Annotated in this window: 28 protein-coding genes and 1 tRNA gene; 16 read left to right on the top strand and 13 right to left on the bottom strand. The window is 62.6% G+C overall.

Annotated elements, in window-relative coordinates; translation table 11 throughout:
- Nucleotides 1–62 precede the first annotated feature (62 nt).
- Nucleotides 63–1,634, top strand: coding sequence for a L,D-transpeptidase family protein (locus AC07PQ_RS03765; protein ID WP_493184404.1), 1,572 nt, complete (start codon nucleotides 63–65; stop codon nucleotides 1,632–1,634).
- Nucleotides 1,635–1,670: 36 nt separating this feature from the next.
- Here AC07PQ_RS03765 and AC07PQ_RS03760 read toward each other — a convergent pair whose 3' ends face one another.
- The gene (locus tag AC07PQ_RS03760) at nucleotides 1,671–2,114 is read right to left on the bottom strand and encodes a hypothetical protein (protein ID WP_495072381.1); all 444 of its coding nucleotides are present in this window, start codon (nucleotides 2,112–2,114) and stop codon (nucleotides 1,671–1,673) included.
- A 59-nt stretch (nucleotides 2,115–2,173) separates the two neighbouring features.
- On the opposite strand from AC07PQ_RS03760, the gene AC07PQ_RS03755 reads away from it, so the two are divergent.
- From AC07PQ_RS03755 to AC07PQ_RS03735, 5 genes are all read left to right on the top strand, one after another.
- Nucleotides 2,174–2,497, top strand: a complete 324-nt coding sequence (locus AC07PQ_RS03755; protein ID WP_493184405.1) for a hypothetical protein — start codon at nucleotides 2,174–2,176, stop codon at nucleotides 2,495–2,497.
- A gap of 160 nt (nucleotides 2,498–2,657) precedes the next feature.
- A complete protein-coding gene (locus AC07PQ_RS03750) occupies nucleotides 2,658–2,894 on the top strand; it encodes a hypothetical protein (RefSeq protein ID WP_007929299.1) in 237 nt (78 codons plus the stop codon).
- 86 nt (nucleotides 2,895–2,980) lie between these two features.
- A complete protein-coding gene (locus AC07PQ_RS03745) occupies nucleotides 2,981–3,397 on the top strand; it encodes a bleomycin resistance protein (RefSeq protein ID WP_007929307.1) in 417 nt (138 codons plus the stop codon).
- A 131-nt stretch (nucleotides 3,398–3,528) separates the two neighbouring features.
- The gene (locus tag AC07PQ_RS03740) at nucleotides 3,529–3,720 is read left to right on the top strand and encodes a hypothetical protein (protein ID WP_007929308.1); all 192 of its coding nucleotides are present in this window, start codon (nucleotides 3,529–3,531) and stop codon (nucleotides 3,718–3,720) included.
- A 242-nt stretch (nucleotides 3,721–3,962) separates the two neighbouring features.
- On the top strand, nucleotides 3,963–4,223 hold the full coding sequence (locus AC07PQ_RS03735; protein ID WP_349775294.1) for a GNAT family N-acetyltransferase: 261 nt from the start codon (nucleotides 3,963–3,965) through the stop codon (nucleotides 4,221–4,223).
- A gap of 151 nt (nucleotides 4,224–4,374) precedes the next feature.
- Here the strand turns inward: AC07PQ_RS03735 and AC07PQ_RS03730 are convergent.
- Nucleotides 4,375–4,462: transfer RNA gene (locus AC07PQ_RS03730), tRNA-Ser, on the bottom strand.
- A 123-nt stretch (nucleotides 4,463–4,585) separates the two neighbouring features.
- On the opposite strand from AC07PQ_RS03730, the gene AC07PQ_RS03725 reads away from it, so the two are divergent.
- On the top strand, nucleotides 4,586–5,257 hold the full coding sequence (locus AC07PQ_RS03725) for a Bax inhibitor-1/YccA family protein (protein ID WP_007929309.1): 672 nt from the start codon (nucleotides 4,586–4,588) through the stop codon (nucleotides 5,255–5,257).
- A gap of 70 nt (nucleotides 5,258–5,327) precedes the next feature.
- Here AC07PQ_RS03725 and AC07PQ_RS03720 read toward each other — a convergent pair whose 3' ends face one another.
- Together AC07PQ_RS03720 and AC07PQ_RS03715 are read right to left on the bottom strand one after the other, a co-directional pair.
- On the bottom strand, nucleotides 5,328–5,657 hold the full coding sequence (locus AC07PQ_RS03720; protein WP_277589185.1) for a YceK/YidQ family lipoprotein: 330 nt from the start codon (nucleotides 5,655–5,657) through the stop codon (nucleotides 5,328–5,330).
- Nucleotides 5,658–5,740: 83 nt separating this feature from the next.
- The gene (locus AC07PQ_RS03715) at nucleotides 5,741–6,178 is read right to left on the bottom strand and encodes an Lrp/AsnC family transcriptional regulator (RefSeq protein WP_007929311.1); all 438 of its coding nucleotides are present in this window, start codon (nucleotides 6,176–6,178) and stop codon (nucleotides 5,741–5,743) included.
- A gap of 132 nt (nucleotides 6,179–6,310) precedes the next feature.
- On the opposite strand from AC07PQ_RS03715, the gene AC07PQ_RS03710 reads away from it, so the two are divergent.
- Nucleotides 6,311–7,207: a DMT family transporter gene (locus tag AC07PQ_RS03710; protein WP_493184406.1), complete on the top strand. Its 897-nt coding sequence runs from the start codon at nucleotides 6,311–6,313 to the stop codon at nucleotides 7,205–7,207.
- An 84-nt stretch (nucleotides 7,208–7,291) separates the two neighbouring features.
- Nucleotides 7,292–8,245: a Dyp-type peroxidase gene (locus AC07PQ_RS03705; protein ID WP_007929313.1), complete on the top strand. Its 954-nt coding sequence runs from the start codon at nucleotides 7,292–7,294 to the stop codon at nucleotides 8,243–8,245.
- A 125-nt stretch (nucleotides 8,246–8,370) separates the two neighbouring features.
- On the opposite strand, the gene AC07PQ_RS03700 is transcribed toward AC07PQ_RS03705, so the two are convergent.
- The 5 genes from AC07PQ_RS03700 to AC07PQ_RS03680 all read right to left on the bottom strand — a co-directional run bounded on the left by AC07PQ_RS03700 (nucleotide 8,371) and on the right by AC07PQ_RS03680 (nucleotide 13,566).
- Nucleotides 8,371–8,532 (bottom strand): DUF2474 domain-containing protein, encoded by a 162-nt coding sequence (locus AC07PQ_RS03700; protein WP_007929314.1) that lies wholly within the window; start codon nucleotides 8,530–8,532, stop codon nucleotides 8,371–8,373.
- The gene (locus AC07PQ_RS03695; protein WP_007929315.1) at nucleotides 8,519–8,674 is read right to left on the bottom strand and encodes a hypothetical protein; all 156 of its coding nucleotides are present in this window, start codon (nucleotides 8,672–8,674) and stop codon (nucleotides 8,519–8,521) included. Before AC07PQ_RS03695 ends, AC07PQ_RS03700 begins: the two co-directional genes overlap by 14 nt.
- Nucleotides 8,661–9,677: a cytochrome d ubiquinol oxidase subunit II gene (cydB, locus tag AC07PQ_RS03690; protein ID WP_007929316.1), complete on the bottom strand. Its 1,017-nt coding sequence runs from the start codon at nucleotides 9,675–9,677 to the stop codon at nucleotides 8,661–8,663. The genes AC07PQ_RS03695 and cydB overlap by 14 nt, the downstream gene beginning before the upstream one ends.
- A 15-nt stretch (nucleotides 9,678–9,692) precedes the next feature.
- Complete coding sequence (locus AC07PQ_RS03685; protein ID WP_007929317.1) at nucleotides 9,693–11,114, bottom strand: cytochrome ubiquinol oxidase subunit I; 1,422 nt, start codon at nucleotides 11,112–11,114, stop codon at nucleotides 9,693–9,695.
- Between the two features lie 127 nt (nucleotides 11,115–11,241).
- Complete coding sequence (locus AC07PQ_RS03680; protein ID WP_007929318.1) at nucleotides 11,242–13,566, bottom strand: FdhF/YdeP family oxidoreductase; 2,325 nt, start codon at nucleotides 13,564–13,566, stop codon at nucleotides 11,242–11,244.
- Nucleotides 13,567–14,013: 447 nt separating this feature from the next.
- On the opposite strand from AC07PQ_RS03680, the gene moaA reads away from it, so the two are divergent.
- From moaA to moaE, 5 genes are all read left to right on the top strand, one after another.
- On the top strand, nucleotides 14,014–15,012 hold the full coding sequence (gene moaA, locus AC07PQ_RS03675) for a GTP 3',8-cyclase MoaA (RefSeq protein ID WP_007929319.1): 999 nt from the start codon (nucleotides 14,014–14,016) through the stop codon (nucleotides 15,010–15,012).
- 39 nt (nucleotides 15,013–15,051) lie between these two features.
- Entirely contained in the window at nucleotides 15,052–15,951 is a 900-nt protein-coding gene (locus tag AC07PQ_RS03670) for a bestrophin family protein (RefSeq protein WP_493184407.1), read from the top strand.
- Between the two features lie 92 nt (nucleotides 15,952–16,043).
- On the top strand, nucleotides 16,044–16,520 hold the full coding sequence (gene moaC, locus AC07PQ_RS03665; protein WP_493184853.1) for a cyclic pyranopterin monophosphate synthase MoaC: 477 nt from the start codon (nucleotides 16,044–16,046) through the stop codon (nucleotides 16,518–16,520).
- Nucleotides 16,517–16,768: a MoaD/ThiS family protein gene (locus AC07PQ_RS03660; RefSeq protein ID WP_007929322.1), complete on the top strand. Its 252-nt coding sequence runs from the start codon at nucleotides 16,517–16,519 to the stop codon at nucleotides 16,766–16,768. Before moaC ends, AC07PQ_RS03660 begins: the two co-directional genes overlap by 4 nt.
- Before the next feature lie 3 nt (nucleotides 16,769–16,771).
- Nucleotides 16,772–17,218 (top strand): molybdopterin synthase catalytic subunit MoaE, encoded by a 447-nt coding sequence (gene moaE, locus AC07PQ_RS03655; RefSeq protein WP_007929323.1) that lies wholly within the window; start codon nucleotides 16,772–16,774, stop codon nucleotides 17,216–17,218.
- 30 nt (nucleotides 17,219–17,248) lie between these two features.
- Here the strand turns inward: moaE and AC07PQ_RS03650 are convergent, their stop codons facing one another.
- Nucleotides 17,249–18,151, bottom strand: a complete 903-nt coding sequence (locus AC07PQ_RS03650; protein WP_007929324.1) for a LysR family transcriptional regulator — start codon at nucleotides 18,149–18,151, stop codon at nucleotides 17,249–17,251.
- 137 nt (nucleotides 18,152–18,288) lie between these two features.
- The gene (mobA, locus tag AC07PQ_RS03645; protein WP_493184408.1) at nucleotides 18,289–18,879 is read right to left on the bottom strand and encodes a molybdenum cofactor guanylyltransferase MobA; all 591 of its coding nucleotides are present in this window, start codon (nucleotides 18,877–18,879) and stop codon (nucleotides 18,289–18,291) included.
- Between the two features lie 251 nt (nucleotides 18,880–19,130).
- On the opposite strand from mobA, the gene moaB reads away from it, so the two are divergent.
- Together moaB and AC07PQ_RS03635 are read left to right on the top strand one after the other, a co-directional pair.
- A complete protein-coding gene (gene moaB / locus AC07PQ_RS03640; protein WP_007929328.1) occupies nucleotides 19,131–19,670 on the top strand; it encodes a molybdenum cofactor biosynthesis protein B in 540 nt (179 codons plus the stop codon).
- On the top strand, nucleotides 19,667–20,872 hold the full coding sequence (locus tag AC07PQ_RS03635) for a molybdopterin molybdotransferase MoeA (protein ID WP_493184409.1): 1,206 nt from the start codon (nucleotides 19,667–19,669) through the stop codon (nucleotides 20,870–20,872). The genes moaB and AC07PQ_RS03635 overlap by 4 nt, the downstream gene beginning before the upstream one ends.
- A 31-nt stretch (nucleotides 20,873–20,903) precedes the next feature.
- Here the strand turns inward: AC07PQ_RS03635 and AC07PQ_RS03630 are convergent, their stop codons facing one another.
- Complete coding sequence (locus AC07PQ_RS03630) at nucleotides 20,904–21,944, bottom strand: FUSC family protein (protein ID WP_007929332.1); 1,041 nt, start codon at nucleotides 21,942–21,944, stop codon at nucleotides 20,904–20,906.
- 46 nt (nucleotides 21,945–21,990) lie between these two features.
- A complete protein-coding gene (locus AC07PQ_RS03625; RefSeq protein WP_493184410.1) occupies nucleotides 21,991–23,616 on the bottom strand; it encodes an NADP-dependent glyceraldehyde-3-phosphate dehydrogenase in 1,626 nt (541 codons plus the stop codon).
- Nucleotides 23,617–23,704 lie beyond the last annotated feature (88 nt).

The following is a 23,704-nucleotide window of genomic DNA, read 5'->3' as shown; positions in this document are numbered from 1 at the left end:
ATTTTTCGCAGCCACTGCCGAGGTTGACCATCACAATGATGGCCATGATTGGAGTAAAGCAGTTGTTCAAAAAACACGCATGTTACTTGAGCCTTTTCCTGCTCGCTGCGCCGTTGGTCGCGACTGCTCAGGATGTACTGGTCGATCATGAGAATCCTGTGCAACAGGTATTCACTCGATTGTCCGATGCCTGTCCGGTGTTGGCGGTGCACCTGGACATTCCCACCCAGAGCCTGTTACAGGCTTTTTACCAACAGCAGGGTGATCAGCCGCTCTGGTCGTCCAGCGCACGTTTGGAGGCGTTGCAGGCCCAGTTGCAGCAACTGGCCGACGATGGCCTGGACCCGGCCGACTACCGTTCGCCGGCCAGTGCGCTCGCGGGCGACGCGCTGTGCGCCGACCTGAGCTTCAGCCAGCATTACCTGCAGGCCTTGCATGACCTGCATTACGGCCGTCTGTCGCAGGCCCGTTTCGAGCCGATGTGGCACGCCCATCCCTCACAGCTGGATCGCCAGGCGCAGGTGCTTGCCATCGCCGGGCCCGGCCTGCAGGACATCCCGGCGGCCTTCGCGCTGGCGCGGCCGAGCCTCGAGCAATATCAGAACCTGCGCCAGCTGTATGCCCAGCAGCGCCAGCTGGCGTTGCCCCATTGGCAGCCGCTTCCCAGCGGGCCGCTGTTGCGTCCGCAGATGCAGGACGCGCGAGTGCCGGAACTGGCGCAACGGCTGTTCAAGGAGGGGTACCTGAGCACCCTCGCCAACGAAGGCGACACCCTTTACAGCAGCGACCTGGTGAGTGCGGTGAAAAGCTTCCAGCTCAGCCATTCGCTGCAAGCCGATGGGGTGATCGGCGCGGGGACCTTGAATGAACTGAACATCAGCCCGCAGATGCGCCGCGAACAGCTGCGCATCAACCTCGAACGCTTTCGCTGGCTGGCGCAGGACATGGAGCCCGACAGCCTGCTGGTCAACCTGGCCGCGGCGCAGTTGATCGTCTATCAGGGCGGCGTGCCGGTCTGGCAGACCCGGACCCAGGTGGGGCGTGCCGAGCGCCAGACGCCCTTGTTGAAATCCCAGGTCACGCGCCTGACCCTGAACCCGACCTGGACGGTGCCGCCGACCATTTTCCGCGAAGACAAGCTGCCGGAAATTCGCCGCGACCAGTCCTTCCTCAATCGGCAGAACCTGCAGGTGCTCGACAGCGAAGGGCATCCCCTGGCGGTGGAGGATATCGACTGGGACAACCCCGGCAATATCCTCCTGCGCCAGGAAGCCGGACCGAGAAACCCGCTGGGGCAGATGGCGATCCGCTTCCCCAACCCGTTCTCGGTGTACCTGCACGACACGCCCAGCCAGGCGCTGTTCAACAAGGGGCCAAGGGCCTTCAGTTCGGGCTGCGTGCGGGTCGAGCATGCGTTGCATCTGCGCGATCTGCTGGTGAGCCCGGCGGAACGGGTGCGCACCGACGAATTGCTGAGCACCGGGCTCACTCATGAGTTCAGGCTATCGACGCCGGTACCGATCCTGCTCACGTACTGGACGGCGCAAGCCGACAGCCATGGCCAGCTGTCCTATGCCCCGGACATCTACGGACGGGACGCGGCCTTGCTGGTGGCGCTGGACAGCAAGCTTTGAGGGCTTGGCCACTGGCATGGCACGCTGTGCCTTTGGTCAGGAACCGCTGAACATCTGTCGGCGCGCGACGATCTGAATAAGTAAGAGGGCCATGAAGGAGAATCGGAAATGGTTCAGCGTCGCCGTCATCACATCTCGCAGTTGTCCCTTCGTATTGAAGGCCTGCGGGCCAATGTCCTGCAATTCAGGCAGGATGAGTTCCAGATCCAGCAAGCCCTGTGCGGCGCTTCGGCGACAGCAAAGGTGCGCGATCTGGAGGATGCCTTCGATGAGATCCGGGAATCGATCAATCACACCGAGGCCTTGCTGGAAGCCCTGGTCCAGGTCGCAGTTGGAGCCGGGGAAGAGGGTGCAGGAGCTTGCCAGGCCGCTGGACGTTAAGGAAGGCCGGCGCTGGGGCCGCCTACGGGCACCGTTAAACGATTGATGAAAACCCGGCCGCTGCGCCGGGTTTTTTATGGCGACACGAATGGCTATCATCGTTCGGTGATTTTTCAGCGTAGGGCGCCATGGCCTTTTTCGAGTTATTCGACCAATTCATGAGAAGCATGCTGGCGGCCTGGCTCTTTGTCGGTATCTGCCAGCTGGCCCGGTTCGTCTTCTCGCAGACTCCGTCCAGGTTGTCCGGATGGGTCACCCTCGCCGGGCTGGCCTTCTTGATGGTCTACCCCTGCGGCTGGGACTGGGCTTCCGGCTTCATGGAAAACGCCTGGGTGGCGATGTGCAGGGTCTACCAGCATTCGGCCTCTCAACTGGCGCTGTTTCTGGCCGATGCAGCGGGCGCGGCATTGGGCGGCCTGGTCGCCTACCTGATGTCCCGCTATGTCATGGCCGCCCCGGCGCCACTGAAACCTGCCGGCTGAAGTGCTGATAGATACAAAAACAGCCTCGCCACTGTGCGGGGCTTTTTATTGTCTTCGGAAAATCTGACCTGTCGTCTCTAACTCTTGATGGGGGCCTATCGACTGGCATGAATCAATGGGCTGTGCCTTACTCGAACTTCATCTACTGAGGGATGCGGCCATGACTGAGCGTCATTTGAACCACAGTGAAACCCTTTCCAATGGGTGCAAGATCAAGGTGCGATCAGAGATCCTCAGAGATGGCTCGCTCAAGATGTTCATCGGCATCTACAAGCCGGATGGCAGCGTTATTGTCGAAGACAACGACCTGGCCCCGGATGGCCTGGACATGGAAGATGCGTTTGAGTGGGGGATCGACAGGGCCAAGAAGATTGGCAGCGGGCAGAAGGTTCAATGACAGGTCATGCCGAGTGCCAAATAAGCCGGCAATGACTGAGAACCAGGGTAAATTGGCCGGCCAAGGAACTGAATGGATACAAGAACATGTTCAAGTTGAACGCCCTGGTGCCGGAATTGATCGTTTCGGATCTGAAACAGAGTCTGTATTTCTACTGTGATGTGTTGGGTTTCAGGGTCGAGTACGACCGGCCCGAGGACCAGTTTGCCTTTCTCTCCTTTGGCAACAGCCAGATCATGCTGGAGCAGGACTGGCATGACGATTCGCCCTGGCGTGTCGGCCCCCTGGAGCCTCCCTATGGCCGAGGCATGAACCTTTCCATCGAGTGTCCGGATGTGTCGGCCCTGGTTTCCGCGCTTGAGGCCGCCGGTTGCCCGATCAGGAGACCTGTCGAAGAACATTGGTACCGCAGCCATGATCGACAGTTCGGGCAGAGGAATTTCCTGGTCCTGGATCCCGATGGCTATCTGCTTCGTTTTGCGCAGAATATTGGCGTGAAATAGCTGCCAGGCGGCGCCGGAAACCTGTGTAGTCCAATTGGCTCCACACCGTTTGCCGGCTATCCGCTAGCGCGGGGGCTGTTGGCGATTGAGGCGTAAAATGACGGTGCTACCTCGTCAAAAGGAGCCCCCATATGATCGCCGACCAAGTAAGCAAACAGGCGTCTGAGCAAAGAGTCTGGGATCAATACTTCTGCGCTGCGTTGATTGCCGAAAGTAATCTGACGGCACCGGTCGTAGGAGAGGCCACTCATGAAGACAGGCAGAACCTGTTGATCGAAAGAGCCAAAACTCTCGCCGACAAGATGATGGCATGTAGAAAATAATCGAAGCCCAGCCAGAGTGCTGGGCTTTTTGTATCCTCCTCCTCCTTCTTCTTGCACAGGGACGCGATCATGAATTGGCAAATCAGACAGGCCGTCTTGAGCGATATCGAATGGTTGGTGCGTGTGGATCCTATCGCGGCAAAAGATCACGGCCGTCGAGCACAAATAGAAAGGGTAGTAGGCACGGGCGAATGCTGGGTTGCTTGTGAGACGAACGATCCCAGTGTCCCGATCGGTTACGGCTGTTTGGACACAAGTTTTTCGGGGAGTGGTTCATCCCGCTTGTAGTCGTCTCAAACGCTCATAGACGTTCTGGTGTAGGTCGGCAAATCGTTGCTCACTTAGAGCATTGTTCCTCTGCCAGAAAGATCTTCACTTCGACCAACACGTCCAATACACCCATGCGGCAATTGTTGGTACAGCTTGGATATCAATACAGCGGGACTGTGGAGAATCTTGACCCTGGTGATCCAGAGCTGATTTTTGTGAAGTTTTTGAATTAACTCCGCACAACAACGGCGGCAAGGTCTTCACCATCCATGTTGCGCTGTCGACGCTGGTTACCTTTGTGGTGGGACTCCCAAAAGCAGCGTCGATCCTCAAGCCCCAGAAACGAAAAAGCCCCGAATAATCGGGGCTTTAGCGTGACGAATATGGCGGAGGCGATGGGATTCGAACTCATGGACCTGTTACAGTCGACGGTTTTCAAGACCGTTGCCTTAAACCACTCGGCCACACCTCCGTTTTTGTTGCGGGCGCCATAATACCTGAATGAAACACACTGTCAAACTCTGTACATAGCTTGTTGCAGAGCGTCTGTTATGATCTTTGCCACTGAACGTTTCAAACCAACAGGAGTGTCGCCATGCGCGAACAGGATTACGCAGTTAATAACAGCGTGCAGGCCGAGCAGCTAGAAGTTAGCCGCGTCCTGCGCAACACCTACGGCTTACTCGCTCTTACTCTCGCCTTCAGTGGCGTGATGGCTTACGTGGCCCAGCAGATGCGGGTCGGTTATCCGAACATTTTCGTGGTGCTGATCGGTTTCTACGGTCTGTTCTTCCTCACCAACAAACTCCGTGATTCGGCCTGGGGCCTGGTGTCGGCGTTTGCCTTGACCGGTTTCATGGGCTTCCTGCTCGGCCCGATCCTCAACCGTTACTTGGGCATGCAGGGCGGTGCGGAAGTGGTCAGCTCGGCCTTTGCGATGACTGCGCTGGTGTTTGGTGGTCTGTCGGCCTACGTGCTGATTTCCCGCAAGGACATGAGCTTCCTCGGTGGTTTCATCACCGCCGGTTTCTTCGTCCTGCTGGGGGCGACGCTGGCCAGCCTGTTCTTCCAGATCAGCGGTCTGCAACTGGCGATCAGCGCGGGCTTCGTGCTGTTCTCCTCGGTGTGCATCCTGTACCAGACCAGCGCCATCATCCATGGCGGCGAGCGTAACTACATCATGGCGACCATCAGCCTGTATGTATCGATCTACAACCTGTTCGTCAGCCTGTTGCAGCTGTTCGGCATCATGGGTCGCGACGACTGATCGTCAAGCCTGAAACAAAAAGCCCGCTTCGGCGGGCTTTTTGTTGTCTGCGATCTGAACGTCCGGGACGCTATTCGGCAATGATCAGGCTGCCATCGGTTTGTTGCTGATAGATGGTGTAGGGCAACAACAAGGTGTCGAGCACGCCTGAGACGGCCATGTCGAGCAGCATGGCTTGGTTCGAGGCCGGGCCGGTATGAGTTGCGCCGTTCTCTGGCTCAGGGGCGTGCAGGCTGCAGAAATCGTAAGTCACGCCACTGTAGATACGCGGGACGCCACCGCAGTACGATTTTCGCTCCTTGAGTTTCTCGCTGGCCACCGCATCCTCCCTGAAGACGGTATCGATGGTTCCACAACCTGAGAGCATCAATGCCGCCAGCAACAGAAAAGAGGTTTTCACGGTGCGAATCCTTCGTCGATGAGGCCCTGAGTCTAGCCAGTTTTTGGGTGCCAGGGGGCAAACGCCGTGTGTGAGCCCAGGCATTACGCCATCGGCGGCAACCGCCGTTTCACCGGGCTTTTCTTGACGATCGCGGTGTTGGTTTCCGCGCAGTTGTTGAGGTGGTCGAGCAGGCTGTCCAGTTGCTCCATGTCGCGTACATGCAGGCGGGCGATAAAGCAGTCCTCGCCCGTGACCTTGTCGCATTCGGTGAACTCGGGGATGGCCAGGATCTGTCGTTCGACTTCCTGGAGTTTCCCCGGCAGCGGCCGGATGCGCACGATGGCCTGCAATTGATAGCCGAAGAACTTCGGGTCGACTTCGATGGTATAGGCCTTGAGCACGCCGCGCTCTTCCAGGCGTCGCAGGCGTTCGGCGACGCTGGGCGAGGACAGCCCGCTGATCTGCGCCAGGGCCTTGAGCGAACGGCGTGAATCTTCCATCAGGGCGCTGATCAGCGCCTGGTCAATTTCGTCGATCATGTCAGCCTCATTAGGTAAAACCTAAGAAATACCTTGATAAAAAAGGTGTAAGCCGATTTTAGCCTACCGTTGAGTCTTGAGCGGGGCAGGAGCCGATTGTCATACTTTTGGCTCTTGTTGAGGAGAATGATCATGGACAAATTGTTACGCCGCGGCTCACTGGAAATGACCGCCGCCATGTTGATTTCCGGCACCATCGGCTGGTTCGTGCTGGTATCCGGGCAGCCGGTGCTGGACGTGGTGTTCTGGCGCTGCGTGTTCGGCGCGGCGACCCTGCTGCTGATCTGTGCCGGCTTCGGCTTTCTGCGCCCCGGCATCCTGACGCGCACCACCTTTCTCCTCGCCGTGCTCAGCGGTGTCGCCATCGTCGGCAACTGGGTGCTGCTGTTCGCCTCCTATTCCCGGGCCTCGATCGCCATCGGCACCGCGGTCTACAACGTCCAGCCGTTCATGCTGGTGGGGCTGGCGGCGCTGTTCCTCGGCGAGAAAATTACCGCGCAGAAATTGTTCTGGCTGAGCATTTCCTTCGCCGGGATGTTGGCGATCGTCAGCGCTCATGGCGAGCAGGGCGCGGCGGGCAATGGCTATCTGTTGGGAATCGCCCTGGCGCTGGGGGCGGCCCTGCTGTATGCCTTCGCCGCGCTCTTGATCAAGCGCCTGACCGGCACGCCGCCGCACCTGATCGCGTTGATCCAGGTCTGCACCGGGGTGTTGTTGCTGGCGCCCTGGGCCAACTTCTCCGCGCTGCCCACGGCACCGGAGGCCTGGGCCAGCCTGCTGACCCTGGGCATCGTCCACACCGGGGTGATGTACGTGCTGCTGTACGGCGCGATCCAGAAACTGCCGACCGCGCTGACCGGCGCGCTGTCGTTCATCTATCCGATCGCGGCGATCTTCGTCGACTGGTTCGCCTTCGGCCATCGCCTGGAGCTGCTGCAATGGATCGGCGTGATCGCCATCCTGCTGGCGGCGGCTGGCATGCAGCAGGGCTGGAGCCTGGGCTTGCGCCGTCGGGTGGCGGCGCAGTGAGCGCTGCGGTCCACTCAGGCGCTGTGACTGGGCGATTGTTTGCTACTCTGCGGTCCTTCCATCCCGTTCCGCCGAGTACAGAACATGCCAATATCCGACGCCAGTCCTGAACCGCAATCCGTCTGCAACCCGATTACCAGCAGCGCGATCTTTATCGTCGCCACCCTGGCCCCCGGCGGTGACGCCGCCGCCAAGGTGCGGGGCTGGTGCGAGGATGTGGCGGGCCTCACCCGTTCGGTCGGCAAGCGGGTGCCCGCGGGTAACCTGTCGTGCGTCTGCGGTTTTGCTTCGGCGGCCTGGGACCGGCTCTTCGGCGGGCCGCGCCCAGCCTCGCTGCACGCCTTTCGCGAGTTCGGCCCGCAAGAGCGCCGGGCCGTGGCGACCCCCGGCGACCTCCTGCTGCACATTCGCGCGGACCAGATGGACCTGTGCTTCGAACTGGCGACGCAACTGATCGGGGCATTGGGCGATGCGATCTCGGTGGTCGATGAGGTACAGGGTTTCCGCTATTTCGACATGCGCAGCATCATCGGTTTTGTCGATGGCACGGAAAACCCGGTGGGGCGCAAGGCCATCGAGTTCACCCTGGTCGGCGATGAAGACCCGGCGTTCAGCGGTGGCAGTTATGTGCTGGTGCAGAAGTACCTGCACAACATGAACGCCTGGAACGAGCTGTCGGTCGAGGCGCAGGAACGTATCATCGGGCGCAAGAAGCTGTCCGATATCGAACTCGACGATGCGGTCAAGCCGACCTCTTCCCACAGTGCCTTGACCACCATCACCAAGGACGGCGAGGAGGTGAAGATCCTGCGCGACAATATGCCGTTCGGCCGGCCCGGGGCGGGGGAGTTCGGCACCTACTTCATTGGCTACGCGCGTTCGCCGGAGCCCATCGAGCAAATGCTGGAAAACATGTTCGTCGGTCGGCCGGCGGGCAACTATGACCGTCTGCTGGATTTCAGCACGGCGGTGACCGGCGGCCTGTTTTTCGTGCCTTCGGCCGATCTGCTGGAAGCGTTGGCCGAACGCCAGCCCTGATCCGGATGCAACGAGCCCGCGAGGTGAGGGCCTCGCGGGCTCGTTGCATCTGGCGGATGCTATTCAATGGTTGCCGGGACCGCGCACCGGGAAAGGCACCGGGCCTTTACCGGTGCGATCAGCAATCAGTGAGTGGTCATGCCGGCCATGTGCATCATCAGCCGCAACAGACTGGCCACCGCACCCAGGGCCAGCACACTGCCCAGCCAGATGCCCACCAGCCATGCCAGCCGCCGATACCAGGGGGCGCTCGGGTGGCCGGTGGTCGATACCTCAGAGCGTTCCATAAGCCAACTCCATCATCAGTGCGGTGGCGGCGGCCAGCATCACCAGCCCGCCGAGGAACAGCAGGCTCAGCTGCGCCACCTGTTGGTAGAAAGGCCTCAGCCTGGCAGGGGGGCGAAGGGTTTCGCTGTCAATGGTAACCATCGCCGATCCTCACTTTGCCGCGGAACACGTAGTAGCTCCAGCAGGTGTACATCAGGATGATCGGCAGGATGAACAGGGTGCCGATCAGGATGAACAGCTGGCTGGACGGGGGCGATGCAGCCTGCCACAGGCTGATGGAAGGCGGCACGATGTTCGGCCAGATGCTGAAGGCCAGGCCGATGTAGCCGAGGAACACCAGCGCCAGGGTGAACACGAACGGCCAGTGCGAGTGATGCTGGCGCAAGGTGCGCAGCAGCCCGAACAGCGCCAGCAGCGCGAGAACCACAAGAGCGCCGAAGACCACGATATGCGCGTGGGTGAACCAGCGGCTGGCGATCTCCGGGTGCAGCATGGGCGTCCACACACAGAGCACCGCGACCACCGCCATCAGCACGAACGCCAGCGGCCGGGTGTAGTGGCGCATACGCGATTCGAGCATGCCTTCGGTCTTGACCAGCAGCCAGGTGCTGCCCAGCAGTGCGTAGGCGACGATCAGGCCCAGGCCGCAGAACAGCGGGAACGGCGCCAGCCAGTCCAGGTTGTCGCCGGCGAACTGGCGATCGACCACCGGGATCCCGGCGATATAGCTGCCAATCACGATGCCCTGGCAGAAGGTCGCCAGCAGCGAGCCGCCGATGAACGCCATGTCCCAGATATGGCGTTTTTCCGGGCTGGCCTTGAAGCGGAACTCAAAGGCCACGCCGCGGAAGATCAAGCCGGCCAGCATGAAAATCAGCGGCAGGTACAGGGCCTCCAGAATCACCGAATAGGCCAGCGGGAAGGCCCCGTACAGCGCCGCGCCACCGAGGATCAGCCAGGTTTCGTTACCGTCCCAGACCGGCGCCACAGTGTTCATCATCACATCGCGCTCCTGCGCGTCCGGGATGAGCGGGAAGAGGATCCCCAGTCCCAGGTCGAAGCCATCCATGATGACGTACATCATCACCCCGAAAGCGATGATCACGCCCCAGATCAACGACAGATCTATACCTTGAATGCCCATGGGCAAGCTCCTTGTTCAGTTGGCGGGGTTGCCGGACGCGAAGGTCTCGGTGACCGCGGACAGCGGCCGGCGCGGCGTGCGGTCCTGGCCGGGGCCGCCTTGTGGCGGATGATCGTGATGCGGCTGCGGGCCTTTGCGGACCAGCTTCATCATGTAGGCGATGCCCACGGTGAACACCGAGAAGTAGATCAGCACGAACAGCGCGAGCGAGATGCTCAACTGGCTGACCGAGTGGTTCGACGCCGCATCGGCGGTGCGCTGCAAGCCGTACACCACCCACGGCTGGCGGCCGACCTCGGTGGTGATCCAGCCGGCCAGCATGGCGATCAGGCCGGTCGGGCCCATGAACAGCACCAGGCGCAGGAACAGCCGGTTGCGATACAGCGCGCCGTTGCGGCGCAAGGCCAGGCCGAGCAGGCCGGTGAGGATCATCAACATGCCCAGCCCGGCCATGATCCGGAAGCTGAAGAAGATGATGGTCGCGTTCGGCCGGTCCTCTTTCGGGAAGCTCTTGAGCGCCGGGATCTGCTGGTCCAGGCTGTGGGTCAGGATCAGGCTGCCCAGGTAAGGCACTTCGAGCGCATAACCGGTCTTCTCGGCGTCCATGTCGGGGATGCCGAACAGCACCAGCGGCGTCGGCTCGTTGCCGATGTTTTCCCAGTGGCCTTCGATGGCGGCGATTTTCGCCGGCTGATGTTCCAGGGTGTTCAGGCCGTGGGCATCGCCGACCACCGCCTGGATCGGCGCGACGATCAGGGCCATCCACATCGCCATCGACAGCATCTTGCGCACTTGTGGCGTGTCGTTCTTGCGCAGCAGGTGCCAGGCCGCGGACGAGCCGACAAAAAACGCCGTGGCGACGAACGCGGCGATCGCCATGTGCGCCAGGCGGAACGGGAACGACGGGTTGAACACGATGGCCAGCCAGTCCATCGGCACGATCCGCCCATCGACGATGGAGAAGCCCTGTGGCGTTTGCATCCAGCTGTTGGAGGCGAGGATCCAGAAGGTCGAGATCAGCGTGCCGATCGCCACCATGACCGTGGAGAAGAAGTGCAGCCCACGGCCGACCCGGTTCCAGCCGAACAGCATCACCCCGAGGAAACCGGCCTCGAGGAAAAATGCGGTCAGCACTTCATAGGTCAGCAGGGGCCCGGTAATGCTCCCGGCGAAGTCCGAGAAGCGACTCCAGTTGGTGCCGAACTCGTAGGCCATGACCAGCCCGGAGACCACCCCCATGCCGAAGTTGACGGCAAAGATTTTCGACCAGAAGTGATACAGGTCCTTGTAGACCGAGTTATTGCTTTTCAGCCAGAGGCCTTCGAGCACTGCCAGGAAGCTGGCCAGCCCGATGGTGATGGCGGGAAAGATGATGTGGAACGAGACCGTGAACGCGAATTGAATTCGCGCCAGGTCGAGCGCTTCCAGGTTTGACATGACGATACCCTCAGAGTGGTTCGATACCTGTGCACAGCCCGGCCGACCGCATGAGCCTCGCGGCTCGCGGTCAACGGCAATGCAGGTTTCGAAAGGGCCGGGGCGACGCGCGCCGCCCCGGGCAGGTTCAATCGACGGAGGACTGGATCAGGTTGCTGACCGGCGCCGGTTCAAGGCGAATCGCGATGAACTTCGAGGTCGGGGTGAAGGTGCGGTCGCCGTAGCTTTCCAGCGGCACCAGAGGGTTGGTTTCCGGGTAGTAGGCGGCGGCCTGGCCGGCTGGAATGTCGTAGGCGATCAGGGTGAAGCCGCTCACCCGGCGCTCGCGACCGTCGCCCCACAGCGAGATCATGTCGACCTTCTGCCCCGGCTCGTAACCCAGCTTGCGAATGTCCTGCTCGTTGACGAAGACCACGTCGCGCATGCCGTAGACCCCGCGATAACGATCGTCCAGGCCATACAGGGTGGTGTTGTACTGGTCGTGGGAACGCATGGTCTGCAGGATCAGCTCCGGCTTCACGCCCAGGTCGCGCACGCCCTGGCTCACCAGGTGTTCCGGCAATACGCCGGGAGTGAACTGGGCCTTGCCGGTGGCGGTTTTCCAGATGCGCTGGGCGGCGTCGTTACCCAGGTGGAAACCACCGGGGTGCAGCAGCTTCTGGTTGAAGTCCTTGAAGCCGGGAATGGTGTCGGCGATCAGGTTGCGGATGCGGCTGTAGTCCTCGATCACCCAGAGCCAGTCGATGGGGTGGCTGCCGAGGGTGGCGTTGGCGATCCCGGCGATGATCGCCGGTTCCGAACGCATCAGCGGTGACTTGGGTTTCAGCTGGCCGTGGGAGATGTGCACCATGCTGAAGGTGTCTTCCACGGTGACGCCTTGCGGGCCCTGGGCTTGCAGGTCGATATCGGTGCGCCCCAGGCATGGCAGGATCAGCGCCTCGCGGCCGGTGACCAGGTGGCTGCGGTTGAGCTTGGTGGCGATGTGCACGGTCAGCTCGCAGTTGCGCAGCGCGGCATGGGTGCGCGGGCTGTCGGGGGTGGCCTGGGCGAAGTTGCCCCCCAGGCCGATGAACACCTTGGCCCGACCTTCTTCCATGGCGGCGATCGCCATCACCGTGTTGTGCCCGTGCTTGCGCGGCGCCTTGAAGGCAAAACGCGCTTCCAGGGCATCGAGCAACTCGGTGGGAGCCAGTTCGTTGATGCCCATGGTGCGGTCGCCCTGCACGTTACTGTGGCCGCGCACCGGCGACAGCCCGGCGCCCGGACGGCCGATATTACCGCGCAGCAGTTGCACGTTGACCACTTCCTGCACGGTCAGCACCGAGTGGGTGTGCTGGGTCACGCCCATGGCCCAGCACATGATTACCCGCTTGGCCTTGCGGTACATGCGCGCGGCCAGCTCGATGTCCTCCAGGGACAGCCCGGACTGTTCAAGGATGTGCTCCCAACTGGTGGCGTCGACTTCGGCCAGGTAGGCGTCCAGGCCCGAGGTGTGCTCGGCGATGAAGGCGCGGTCGAATACCGCCTCGCCGTTGTTGGCCAGGGCTTCGCGTTCCCACTGCCAGAGGAACTTGGCGATGCCGCGCATGGCTGCCATGTCGCCGCCCAGGGCCGGGCGGAAGTAGGCGGAGGAGGTGGGCTCGGAGCCGTTGGTGAGCATCTCCAGCGGATGCTGCGGGTGCTGGAAGCGTTCCAGGCCACGCTCTTTCAGCGGGTTGAAACAGATCACCTGGGCACCGCGTTTCACCGCTTCACGCAGCGGTTCGAGCATCCGCGGGTGGTTGGTGCCGGGGTTCTGGCCGATGACAAAAATCGCGTCGGCTTCCCCCAGGTCCTCGAAGGTCACCGTGCCCTTGCCCACGCCGACGCTGTCGTCCATGCCCAGGCCGCTGGCCTCGTGGCACATGTTCGAGCAGTCGGGGAAGTTGTTGGTGCCGTAGGCGCGCACGAACAGTTGATAGAGGTAGGCGGCTTCGTTGCTGGCCCGGCCCGAGGTGTAGAACTCGGCCTGGTCGGGCGACTCCAGCCCGTTCAGGTGCCTGGCGATCAGGGCGAAGGCGTCGTCCCAGCTGGTTTCGACGTAACGATCCAGGCTGGCGTCGTAACGCATCGGGTGGGTCAGGCGGCCCTGGTATTCGAGCCAGTAGTCGCTTTGCGCCGCCAGTGCCGACACCGTGTATTTGTTGAAGAAGGCCGGGTTGACCAGGCGCCCGGTGGCTTCCCAGTTGACCGCCTTGGCGCCGTTCTCGCAGAACTTGACCATGCCGTTTTCCGGCGACTCGCCCCAGGCACAGCCCGGGCAGTCGAAACCGCCGTTCTGGTTGGTCTTGAGCATGGTGCGAATATTCTTGAAAGCGTTTTCGCTGCCCAGCCAGTTCCTGGTCACGGCAATCAATGCGCCCCAACCGGCCGCCGCCCCCTTGTACGGTTTATAGCGTTCAACTTCGCTCATGATACTTCTCCAGGACATTGCACGTAGGCTGCGCCTAATGCCGAGTCATTGTTAATGACTGTTTTCTTGTGTGCATGAATAACTAACTTTAAGTAGCCGTTAATTACAGGCTGCACAGGTTTATGCACTTCGCGGATATTGCTTCAGGACTGCGGGGTCAAGCCTAAGCCGCTTATAAAGTGCCTGTCTAATCGCAAATAATGACCGGATGATCGAAATGCTCTATCAAGGAAAAAATCGATACTAATCAATAAAATAACTACTTAATCCGGTCCGGAATTGGATGATTTTTCTTCTGATAAATCCCATCGATCAACCGGTTGTTAATAGCAATTAGACGGTGATTTGAAATGTCCTTAGTCTTGCCTCAAACAAGGCCCTCTATAACGGTGGCCTTCCAATAACGGCACTCGGGTCGATACACCTGAAGTGCTGACGGAGGCGGTAATGTCAGATCGAATCCTGCAGGATGGTTTTTCCAGGCGAGTCGACTATCTGCGAATGTCGGTGACCGATCGCTGCGATTTTCGCTGTGTGTATTGCATGGCCGAAGACATGCAGTTCCTGCCGCGGCAACGGATCCTGACCCTGGAGGAGCTCTATCAGCTGGCGCAAAGTTTCGTCGCCCTGGGCACCCGGAAAATCCGCCTGACCGGGGGCGAACCCTTGATCCGCCCGGGCGTCGTCGAGCTGTGCCGGCGCATCGCCGCGCTGCCGGGGCTGCGTGAGCTGTGCATGACCACCAATGGCTCGCAGCTGGGCAAGCTGGCGGCACCCTTGTTCGAGGCCGGGCTCAAGCGCCTGAACATCAGCATCGACAGCCTCGATGCCAGGCGCTTTCGCGAGCTGACCCGCACCGGCGACCTGGCCCAGGTGATTGCCGGCATCGATGCGGCGAACGCCGCCGGTTTCCAGCACACCAAGCTCAATTGCGTGGTGATGAAAGGGCGCAACGATCACGAGATCAACGACCTGGTGGGCTTTGCCATCGACCGTGGGCTGGACATCTCCTTTATCGAAGAGATGCCCCTGGGGGTGATCAGCGAACACAGCCGCGCCGATGCGTTCTTTTCCAGCGCCCAGGTGCGCGAGCGCATCGCCGAGCGCTACACCCTGATCGACTCCACCGAATCGACCCAGGGGCCGTCGCGTTACTGGCGCCTGGCCGAGGCACCGGAGATTCGCCTGGGGTTCATCTCGCCCCACAGCCACAACTTCTGCGCCACCTGCAACCGGGTGCGGCTGACCGTCGAGGGCCGGCTCCTGCTGTGCCTGGGCAACGAGCATTCGGTCGATTTGAAGCAGGTGCTGCGCAGCCATCCGGGCGAGCCGCAGCGCCTGGAGCGGGCAATCATCGAGGCGATGAAAATCAAGCCGTACCGCCACAACTTCGCACTCAATGACGAGGTGCAAGTGGTGCGGTTCATGAACATGACCGGCGGCTAGCCCGCGCGGTTTTCCCCTCTGCAAAAAGGCTGTCTTGCGATGATCGTCAGATCCAAACCCAACCTGATCAATGTGCTGATCTCCCTCAAGGGCTCGATTGCCAAGCGCATCGCCCTGCGCAGCCTGCTGGTGACCCTGCTGGCCTCGGCCATCGTGTTTATCGAGACCCTGTACCCGACCTATTTCTCCAGGGTCAATGCCACGCCGTTCACCCTGCTGGGCCTGTCGCTGTCGATCTTCATGAGCTTTCGCAACAACGCCTGCTACGACCGCTGGTATGAAGCGCGCAAGGCCCTGGGCACGCTGGTGACTGAGGTGCGTTCGATGATCCGCGAAACCCAGGCGATCAAGGACCCGCGGCAGCGCGGCAGGATCCTGCGCGACCTCTGCGGCTTCGCTCATGCGCTCAACGCCAGGCTGCGCCAGGAAGACGAGCTGAGCGCGGCGGGCACCTGGCTGAGCCAGTTGCCGCCGGCCCAGGCGCCCAACGTGCCGGACAGCATCCTGCGCCATGTCGGCCAACAGTGTTCGACCCTGGCCGAATCCGGGGCGATCAGCGAATGGCGCTACACGCTGCTGGCCAATCACCTGAGCAGCCTGACCAACGCCCAGACCGTCTGCGAGCGGATCAAGGGCACGCCATTGCCTTTTCCCTACACGCTGTTGCTACACCGCACCAGCTACATGTTCTGCATCCTGCTGCCCTTTGCCATGGCCGAGCCCCTGGGCTGGCTGACGCCGATCTTCACGGCCATCGTCAGTTACACGTTTTTCGGCCTGGACGCCATTGGCGACGAGCTGGAAGACCCTTTCGGCCGGGACGAGAACGACCTGCCGACCAATGCCCTGGTGCGCACCATCGAGCGGGAGGTGCTCGATGCCCTGGGGGCCACCCAGCTGCCGCCGGTGCTGCAACCGGTGGACTTCGTGCTGAGCTGACCGACGCCCATGCATTCGCCCCGGTTCCCCCGGGCCACATCACTCAACCCAGCCAACAGGCTGCGAGGATAACCATGAACCACGATTCCACGATCCTGACTCATCTGGACACCGAAGGGCGGGCCAACATGGTCGATGTCAGCGACAAGCCGCCCACCGACCGAGAAGCCCAGGCCCAGGCCTGGGTGCGCATGCAGCCCGCCACCTTGCAACTGATCCAGCGCAACGGCCACCCCAAGGGCGACGTGTTCGCGGTCGCGCGCATCGCGGGCATCATGGCGGCGAAGAAAACCCATGAGCTCATCCCGCTGTGCCACCCGTTGCTGCTCAGCTCGATTCACCTCGAACTGAAGGCGGTCGAGCCCGACAGCGTCAGGATTGTCGCCACCTGCCGGCTCAACGGCCGCACCGGTGTCGAGCTCGAAGCCCTCACCGCGGCCAGCGTCGCCGCGCTGACCATCTACGACATGTGCAAGGCGGTCGACCGCGGGATGGTCATCGACAGCATCCAGCTGCTGAAGAAACAGGGCGGGCGATCGGGCAGCTTTGACGCGGGAGTCACAGCATGATCCTGGTCAACTACTTTGCCCGTTATCGCGAGCAGCTCGGTATCGGCGGCGAGAAGATCGCGCTGGATGATTCGTTGCGCAGCGTCGGCGACGTGAGGACGTTGCTGATGGCCAGGGGCGAGACCTGGCAGGCGGTGCTCGGCGAAACCAGCCTGATGTGCGCGCTGAACCAGGACCTGTGCAACCTCGACGCGCCCATCGAGGACTTCGACGAGATCGCGTTTTTTCCGCAAGTCACCGGGGGCTGAGCCATGACCGTGTACGTCCAGGCCGAGGCCTTCGACCTCGATCGACTGCACCGCGAGGTGCACGGCGGGGACCCCGGCGTTGGCGCGCTGGTGACCTTCGTCGGCTATGTGCGTGACCTGAACCTGGGGGAGCAGGTCGGCAGCCTGTTCCTCGAACATTACCCGGGCATGACCGAGCGTTCGTTGCAGCGCATCGTCGATGAGGCTCATGAGCGCTGGCCATTGCAACGGGTAAGGGTCGTGCATCGGGTGGGGGCGTTGCAGGTGGCTGAGCCGATCGTGTTTGTCGGCGTCGCCAGCGCCCATCGGCAGGCGGCCTTCGAGGCCTGCGCCTTCCTGATGGACTACCTGAAAACCCGCGCGCCGTTCTGGAAGCGCGAACAGACCTCGTCCGGCGAGCGTTGGGTGCAGGGCAGGGAGAGCGACCAACTGGCCGCCAGTCGCTGGTAGGGCAGGGATGCGCCCTGCGGCGCAGCACCTTCAGTCGGCCGTTGGCGCTTGCCCGGCAAACAGTTTCCTGGCTTCGGCAAAGCACTTTTCGGCAATGGCCGAGCGCGGTTCGGTCTTGCGCATCACCAGGCCCAGGGGCGCCAGCACGCTGGCATCCGGCAGGTTGATGAAGGCCAGGTTCTCGATCGGGTTTTCCAGGGTGCTGGACAGCGGCATGATCGAGCAGCAGAAGCCTTCGTGAATCGCCTGGAACAGCTGATAGGTCGAATCGCTTTCGAGGATCGGCTGCGGGTCGAGGCCGCGGCTGCGGAAACTCAGGTCGATGGATTTGCGGTAGTGCATGCCATTGCTGATCATCCCCAGGGGCAGCTCGGCGGCCTCTTCCCAGCTCATTTCGCTGCCTTCGAAATGGAAGTGGCGGGTGTCGTACAGCAGGCCGACGCGGGTTTCGCCGATCTCGAAAAATTCGAAATAGTTCGGGTTCACGTGGTCCAGGTAACACACGCCCAGGTCCAGCTGGTTGTTGCCCAGGCCTTCGATGATCTGGTCCGAACTCATGGACGACAGGGCGAACTTGAGCTCCGGGAAACTCCTGGAAAGACCCTGGACGTAGCCGATCGGGTTGAAGCTGCTCAGCGGCACCAGGCCCAGGCGCAGGCTACCGACCAGTTGGCCACGGCACGCGGCGGCCTCGGCGAACAGCCCGTCATGGGCGGCGAGCAGGGTCCGCGCCCAGGCCAGCACCCGTTCGCCGGCCTCGGTGAAACCTTCGAAACGCTGGCCGCGCTTGACCAGCACCAGGTCCAGCTCGTCCTCCAGGTTGCGCAAGCGCATGGACAGGGTCGGCTGGGTGATGTGGCAGCGCGCCGCGGCCTGACCGAAGTGTCGGGTCTGGTCCAGGGCGATAAGGAACTTGAGTTGTTTGATGTCCACGATGGCACCTGTTGAAGAAGGGTTTGATGTCAGGGGTAAGTCCAGGATGCACGAAGCGCCGGGAAATCCCGATCCGACCTTTGGAGGAAAAGACTGTGCGTCCGTTCGGTGGCACGCGGAGCTGTAAAAAAACGCCGTTAAAAAAGTAGCTCAGGGGTATTGAAGTTGCTCAGGCGCGGGTCGTCCTCGGCGCAGACCAGGGCCTGCGGCCGGTGCTTCGACAAGGCACGTTGCAGGCTGCGTTCGCCGGCGTCCCAGTCGTGTTGCAGGCTCGCCAGCAAGGCCTTGGGGATCAGGCTGAACATGGGTTGCCAGTGGCCGGCCTGTTGCACCATCAGCACCGAGTCCGGGGCGGGGCGCGCCGCCAGCATGGCGCCGATCAGCGCGCCGTCGATTTTCGGCGCGTCGCAGGCGAACACCAGCAGCCACGGATGACGCGCCACGGCCAGGCCGGCGAGCACGCCCGCCAGGGGCCCCGGGAAATCCTTCTGCGAGTCTTCGACCAGTTGGTCGGCATAGGCCCGATACTGCTCGGCGTTGCGGTTGCAAGAGATGATCAGGTCGTCGGTGAAAGGTCGGACCGCCGCCTGCACATGGGCGATCAGCGGCTTGCCCTGCCAGGGCAGCAGGCCCTTGTCCCGGCCGCCCATGCGCGCGCCACGGCCGCCGGCCAGCAGCAGCACCGAGCAGGGGATGGACGAAGGGGCGGCGGGGCAGGTCGGGGTCATTGTTCGAGGCACGCTGGTTGGGGGCTCAGACGATCTCATTGTCGCCCCTTCGAGTCCAATCGGAAGTATCGAATGAGCGATCAAAAGGCTCTATCGGCCGCGGATTTCACCGGCGTGGGCCGGTACTCCAGGGGGAAAGAGTCCTTGATAGATGGGCTCGATAAAGTGGTCGGCCAGAGTGATTAGACACCGACGGTTTCAGCGCTTTAGCCTCTGGCCATGGTTTTTATGACTGCCCGCCGGAGAAAGACATGAGTGTGAAATCGGATGCATTGTTTGTCCCCCTGAATATTGCCGTGCTGACCGTCAGCGATACCCGCGAATACGCCACCGACACCTCCGGGCAATTGCTCGTCAGCCGCCTGCTGGAAGCTGGCCATACCCTGAGCGAGCGCAACCTGCTCAAGGATGACCTGTACAAGATCCGCGCCCAGGTCGCCCTGTGGATCGCCGATGAAGCTATCCAGGTGGTGCTGATTACCGGCGGCACCGGTTTCACCGGGCGCGACAGCACGCCCGAGGCGGTGAGCTGCCTGCTGGACAAGCGGATCGACGGTTTCGGCGAGCTGTTCCGGGCGATTTCCATTCTCGATATCGGCACCTCCACCGTGCAGAGCCGGGCCCTGGCCGGGCTGTCCAACGGCACCCTGGTGTGCTGCCTGCCAGGCTCCACGGGCGCTTGCCGGACGGCCTGGGAAGGCATCCTTGCCGAGCAACTGGACGCCCGCCACCGGCCGTGCAATTTCGTGCCGCACCTCAAGCAGGTGCAAGCCTGCGGGACTCGCGGATGAGCGCCTCAGCGCTGATGCCGGTGGAGGAGGCCATCGCCCGCTTGCTGGCCATGGCCGAGGCGCAACGTTTGCAGGACAGCGAGCCGGTGGCGCTGGGCGAGGCGCGGCAACGGGTGCTGGCCAGCGACCTGGTGGCGACCCTGGATCTGCCGCCCTGGCCGAACAGCGCCATGGACGGTTATGCCTTGAACCTCGATGCCTGGGACGGCCAGCCGCTGGCGGTGTCGCAACGCATTTTCGCCGGCCAGGCCCCCGAGCCGTTGCGGCCGGGCACCTGCGCGCGAATCTTCACCGGCGCGCCGCTGCCCGAGGGCGCCAACAGCATCGAGATGCAAGAGAACGTCGAGCTGCTTGACGACGGTCGCGTGCGCTTCAAGCAGCCGCTCAAGGCCGGCCAGAATATTCGCCCGCAAGGCCAGGAGAACCGCGCCGGACAAGTGCTGCTGCGCGCCGGCAAACGCCTGGGGCCTTTCGAACTGGCTATCGCCGCGGCCCAGGGCTGCACCCATCTGCCGCTGGTGCGGCGGCCACGGGTGGCGTTGTTGTCGACGGGCGATGAACTGGCCGAGCCGGGCACCGCCTTGCGCCCCGGCTGCATCTACAACAGCAATCGCACCCTGCTCAGTCACTGGTTGAGCGCCCTGGGCTGCGAGGTGGTCGATGCCGGAATTCTCCCCGACCAGCCGCAGCAGACCCGGCTGCGCCTGGAACAATTGCAGTGCGCCGCGGACCTGATCCTGACCACCGGCGGCGTGTCCGCCGGCGACGCCGATTGCCTCGGCCAGGTACTGCGCGAGTGCGCCACCCCGGTGTTCTGGAAGCTTGCGATAAAACCCGGCAAGCCGCTGACCGTGGGGCGCTTCGGCAGCGTGCCGGTGATCGGCCTGCCCGGCAACCCGACCTCGGCCCTGGTGACCTTTGGCCTGCTGGCCCGGCCGTATCTGTTGCGCATCCAGGGCGTCGAAGAGGTCATGCCCTTGAGCTTCCCGGTCAGCGTCGGTTTCGACTGGCCGAAAGCGGGAGGCCGCCGCGAATACCTGCGGGCCAGGCTGGAGGAGGGCCGTGCGGTGCTCTATCCGAACCAGAGTTCCGGTGTGTTGCTGGGCGCTTCATGGGCCGATGGGCTGGTGGAAATCCTCGAGGGCAGCACCTTGCGGGCCGGCGAGCCGGCGCGCTTCATTCCGTTCAGCGAGTTGTTCTAGCCGGCGCGGTCTGGCGGCAGGCGCGGCGCACTCAGATCTTCCAGTGCTCCGCGCTTTTCGCCAGGCGCTGGCGCATCTCGTCGAGGGTGGCCACCAGTTGCCGGGTCAGCAGGCGGTAGCCGTCCAGCGCGCTGTAGACCGAGGTGTCGAGGGGCGAGGAGGCCGGGCCATCCAGGGGCCGCCCCAGGCGTCTGGTGGCGCCGGATTGCAGGGCGCGGGCCATGCCCACCAGCTGTATGCGCACCTGCCGGTGCTCATGCTTCATGAGCTGTTGCAACTGTTCGCGGGCCTGTGGGGCACTGAGGTCCGGCCGGGTATTGCCGAGGATTTCCAGGGTGCTGAAGCACATGCGCAGGTTGCGCTGGATGGCGTCCAGTTCGGTCATGGAGATCCGCACTTCCTTGGACACCGAGGGCATCAGCGAGCGCAGTTGCAGCAAGGTGCTATTGAGGCGCCCGAGCAACTTCAGGTGTTCGTCGTCGGTCACCGACTGGCCGCCGATGATGCGTCCGTAAAGGGTGGCGCAGTCGCGCAAGGCGCTGGCCAGGTTGTAGCGCCAGGAGTAGACCGCATACAGCGGAATGGCGAAGGAGAACGCCAGGGCCAGGGCGATACCGATGAGGATATCCACGGTGCGCCACAGGCCATCGCTGACGTGGTTGTCGCCGTGGCCGGCGACGATGAACACGGTGATCGCCGCCAGCAGCGCGGTGTAGCCGCCCTTGCCGATGGCGTGATAGGAGAAATACCCGCACACCACCGACATCCCCAGGTAGGTCAGCCAGGACAGGCCCAGGTAAGCCTGCTGCACCACCAGCACCAGGCCGACGCCCGCGCCGATCAGGGTACCGATGGCCCGTTCCGCGGCCTTCTTGCCAATGTTGCCGTGGTGCTGCAAGCCGCCGATCACCACCAGCATGGTCACCGACGCCCATTCGCCGTGGGGCAGATTGAGGCCGGTGGTCAGCGCGATGGTGGCCAGCAACCCCAGGGCCACGCGCACCGCATGGATCAGCTTGGCGTAGCGGTAGCGCCGATACGGGTCCAGTACCGGGAGCAGGAAGCGGCGCAACAGCGGTGGCAGGCGGAAGGTCTGGCCCAGGGGAAGTTCTCCGTTTCTAGAAAATGTAATCGGTGGTCAGGAAGCTCGACTCGCGGTTACGGATGATGTCGCTGATCAGCTCCTTGTTGCTCTCCTGGAACTTGGTGGCCACCAGGGTACGGATCGAGAAGGTGCGCAACGCGTCATGCACCGACAGCGTACCTTCGGCGGAGTTCTTGCGCCCGTTGAAGGGGTAGGTGTCCGGGCCGCGCTGGCACTGGGCGTTGAGGTTGATCCGCCCGACCTGGTTGGCGAAGGTGTCCACCAGATGCCCGACTTGTGCCGGCTCGGTGCCGAAGATACTCAGCTGCTGGCCGAAGTCCGATTCCAGGACATAGTCGATCACCGTTTCCAGGTCGCGATACGGCACGATCGGCACCACCGGCCCGAACTGCTCTTCCTGGTACACGCGCATCTGGCTGTTCACCGGGTACAGCACCGCCGGGTAGAAGAACGACGCCCGCGTTTCGCCGCCGCCGGGGTTGACCACTTTGGCGCCCTTGTCGATGGCGTCGGCCACCAGGGCATGCAGGTAATCGACCTTGCCCGACTCCGGCAGCGGCGTCAGCGCCACCCCCGGTTCCCACGGCATGCCGGGTTTGAGGCTGAGCAGCTTGGCGTTGAATTTCTCGATAAAGGCATCGACCACGGTTTCGTGGACGAAGAGGATCTTCAGCGCGGTGCAGCGCTGGCCGTTGAACGACAGCGAGCCGGTGACCGCCTCGTTGACCGCGTTATCCAGGTCCACTTGCGGCAGCACGATGCCGGGGTTTTTCGCGTCCAGGCCCAGGGCGGCGCGCAGGCGGTGCGGCTTGGGGTGCAGTTTCTTCAGGTCGCTGGCGGCCTTGTTGGTGCCGATGAAGGCGAAGATATCGATCTTGCCGCTGGCCATCAGCGCGCTGACGGTTTCCCGGCCGCTGCCGTAGATCACGTTGATCACCCCGGCCGGGAAGCTGTCGCGGAAGGCTTCCAGCAGTGGGCGGATCAGCAGCACGCCGAACTTGGCCGGCTTGAACACCACGGTGTTGCCCATGATCAGCGCCGGGATCAGGGTGGTGAAGGTTTCGTTCAGCGGGTAGTTGTACGGACCCATGCACAGGGCCACGCCCAGGGGCACGCGGCGGATCTGGCCGAGGGTGTCCTGTTCCAGCTCGAAGCGGCTGGAACGGCGGTCGAGTTCCTTGAGGGCGTTGATGGTGTCGACGATGTAGTCGCAGGTGCGGTCGAACTCTTTTTCCGAGTCCTTGAGGTTCTTGCCGATTTCCCACATCAGCAGCTTGACCACCGCCGAGCGCTGTTCGCGCATGCGCCCGAGGAAGGTTTCGACGTGCTGGATGCGCTCGGCCACGCGCATCGTCGGCCACGCGCCCTGGCCACGGTCGTAGGCGCGCACGGCCGCGTCGAGGGCGGTCAGCGCGGTGTCGGCGTCGAGCAGCGGGGTGCTGCCGAGAATCACTTGTTCGTCGCCATGGGCGGTGGCCAGGTACACCGGGCTGCGCACCAGGGCCAGGGGCCCGTTCCAGGTCTGCAACTGACCGTCGACCAGGTACTCGCGTTGCTCGACCTGGCCGTCCAGGCGGTACTGCTCGGGGATGTCGGCGGCGACGGGAAACAGCGTGTTCAACAGATGGGCTGTGGTCATGACTCTATTCCGTAATGGCAATGGGCAATGCACCGGCGGGCTGGAGCGCGCCGGCGCTGACGGGCGAGACAGGTCTCCAGGAGTTTGG

The organism is Pseudomonas sp. GW821-FHT09E12 (assembly GCF_059416085.1).
The sequence above is the reverse complement of the archived record's forward strand: the minus strand, read 5'-3'. Positions and strand labels throughout refer to the sequence as shown.

Coding starts and splice junctions, on each gene's coding strand:
- AC07PQ_RS03760 (WP_495072381.1), bottom strand. CDS start 2,114: ATGATAGCCATTCGTGTCGCCATAAAAAACCCGGCGCAGCGGCCGGGT.
- AC07PQ_RS03685 (WP_007929317.1), bottom strand. CDS start 11,114: ATGTCAAACCTGGAAGCGCTCGACCTGGCGCGAATTCAATTCGCGTTC.
- AC07PQ_RS03695 (WP_007929315.1), bottom strand. CDS start 8,674: ATGGTTACCATTGACAGCGAAACCCTTCGCCCCCCTGCCAGGCTGAGG.
- moaA (WP_007929319.1), top strand. CDS start 14,014: ATGTCAGATCGAATCCTGCAGGATGGTTTTTCCAGGCGAGTCGACTAT.
- cydB (WP_007929316.1), bottom strand. CDS start 9,677: ATGGGCATTCAAGGTATAGATCTGTCGTTGATCTGGGGCGTGATCATC.
- moaB (WP_007929328.1), top strand. CDS start 19,131: ATGAGTGTGAAATCGGATGCATTGTTTGTCCCCCTGAATATTGCCGTG.
- AC07PQ_RS03635 (WP_493184409.1), top strand. CDS start 19,667: ATGAGCGCCTCAGCGCTGATGCCGGTGGAGGAGGCCATCGCCCGCTTG.
- AC07PQ_RS03700 (WP_007929314.1), bottom strand. CDS start 8,532: ATGGAACGCTCTGAGGTATCGACCACCGGCCACCCGAGCGCCCCCTGG.
- AC07PQ_RS03705 (WP_007929313.1), top strand. CDS start 7,292: ATGCCAATATCCGACGCCAGTCCTGAACCGCAATCCGTCTGCAACCCG.
- AC07PQ_RS03670 (WP_493184407.1), top strand. CDS start 15,052: ATGATCGTCAGATCCAAACCCAACCTGATCAATGTGCTGATCTCCCTC.
- AC07PQ_RS03680 (WP_007929318.1), bottom strand. CDS start 13,566: ATGAGCGAAGTTGAACGCTATAAACCGTACAAGGGGGCGGCGGCCGGT.
- mobA (WP_493184408.1), bottom strand. CDS start 18,879: ATGACCCCGACCTGCCCCGCCGCCCCTTCGTCCATCCCCTGCTCGGTG.
- AC07PQ_RS03710 (WP_493184406.1), top strand. CDS start 6,311: ATGGACAAATTGTTACGCCGCGGCTCACTGGAAATGACCGCCGCCATG.
- AC07PQ_RS03740 (WP_007929308.1), top strand. CDS start 3,529: ATGATCGCCGACCAAGTAAGCAAACAGGCGTCTGAGCAAAGAGTCTGG.
- AC07PQ_RS03725 (WP_007929309.1), top strand. CDS start 4,586: ATGCGCGAACAGGATTACGCAGTTAATAACAGCGTGCAGGCCGAGCAG.
- AC07PQ_RS03755 (WP_493184405.1), top strand. CDS start 2,174: ATGAGAAGCATGCTGGCGGCCTGGCTCTTTGTCGGTATCTGCCAGCTG.
- AC07PQ_RS03625 (WP_493184410.1), bottom strand. CDS start 23,616: ATGACCACAGCCCATCTGTTGAACACGCTGTTTCCCGTCGCCGCCGAC.
- moaE (WP_007929323.1), top strand. CDS start 16,772: ATGACCGTGTACGTCCAGGCCGAGGCCTTCGACCTCGATCGACTGCAC.
- AC07PQ_RS03745 (WP_007929307.1), top strand. CDS start 2,981: ATGTTCAAGTTGAACGCCCTGGTGCCGGAATTGATCGTTTCGGATCTG.
- AC07PQ_RS03750 (WP_007929299.1), top strand. CDS start 2,658: ATGACTGAGCGTCATTTGAACCACAGTGAAACCCTTTCCAATGGGTGC.
- AC07PQ_RS03715 (WP_007929311.1), bottom strand. CDS start 6,178: ATGATCGACGAAATTGACCAGGCGCTGATCAGCGCCCTGATGGAAGAT.
- AC07PQ_RS03660 (WP_007929322.1), top strand. CDS start 16,517: ATGATCCTGGTCAACTACTTTGCCCGTTATCGCGAGCAGCTCGGTATC.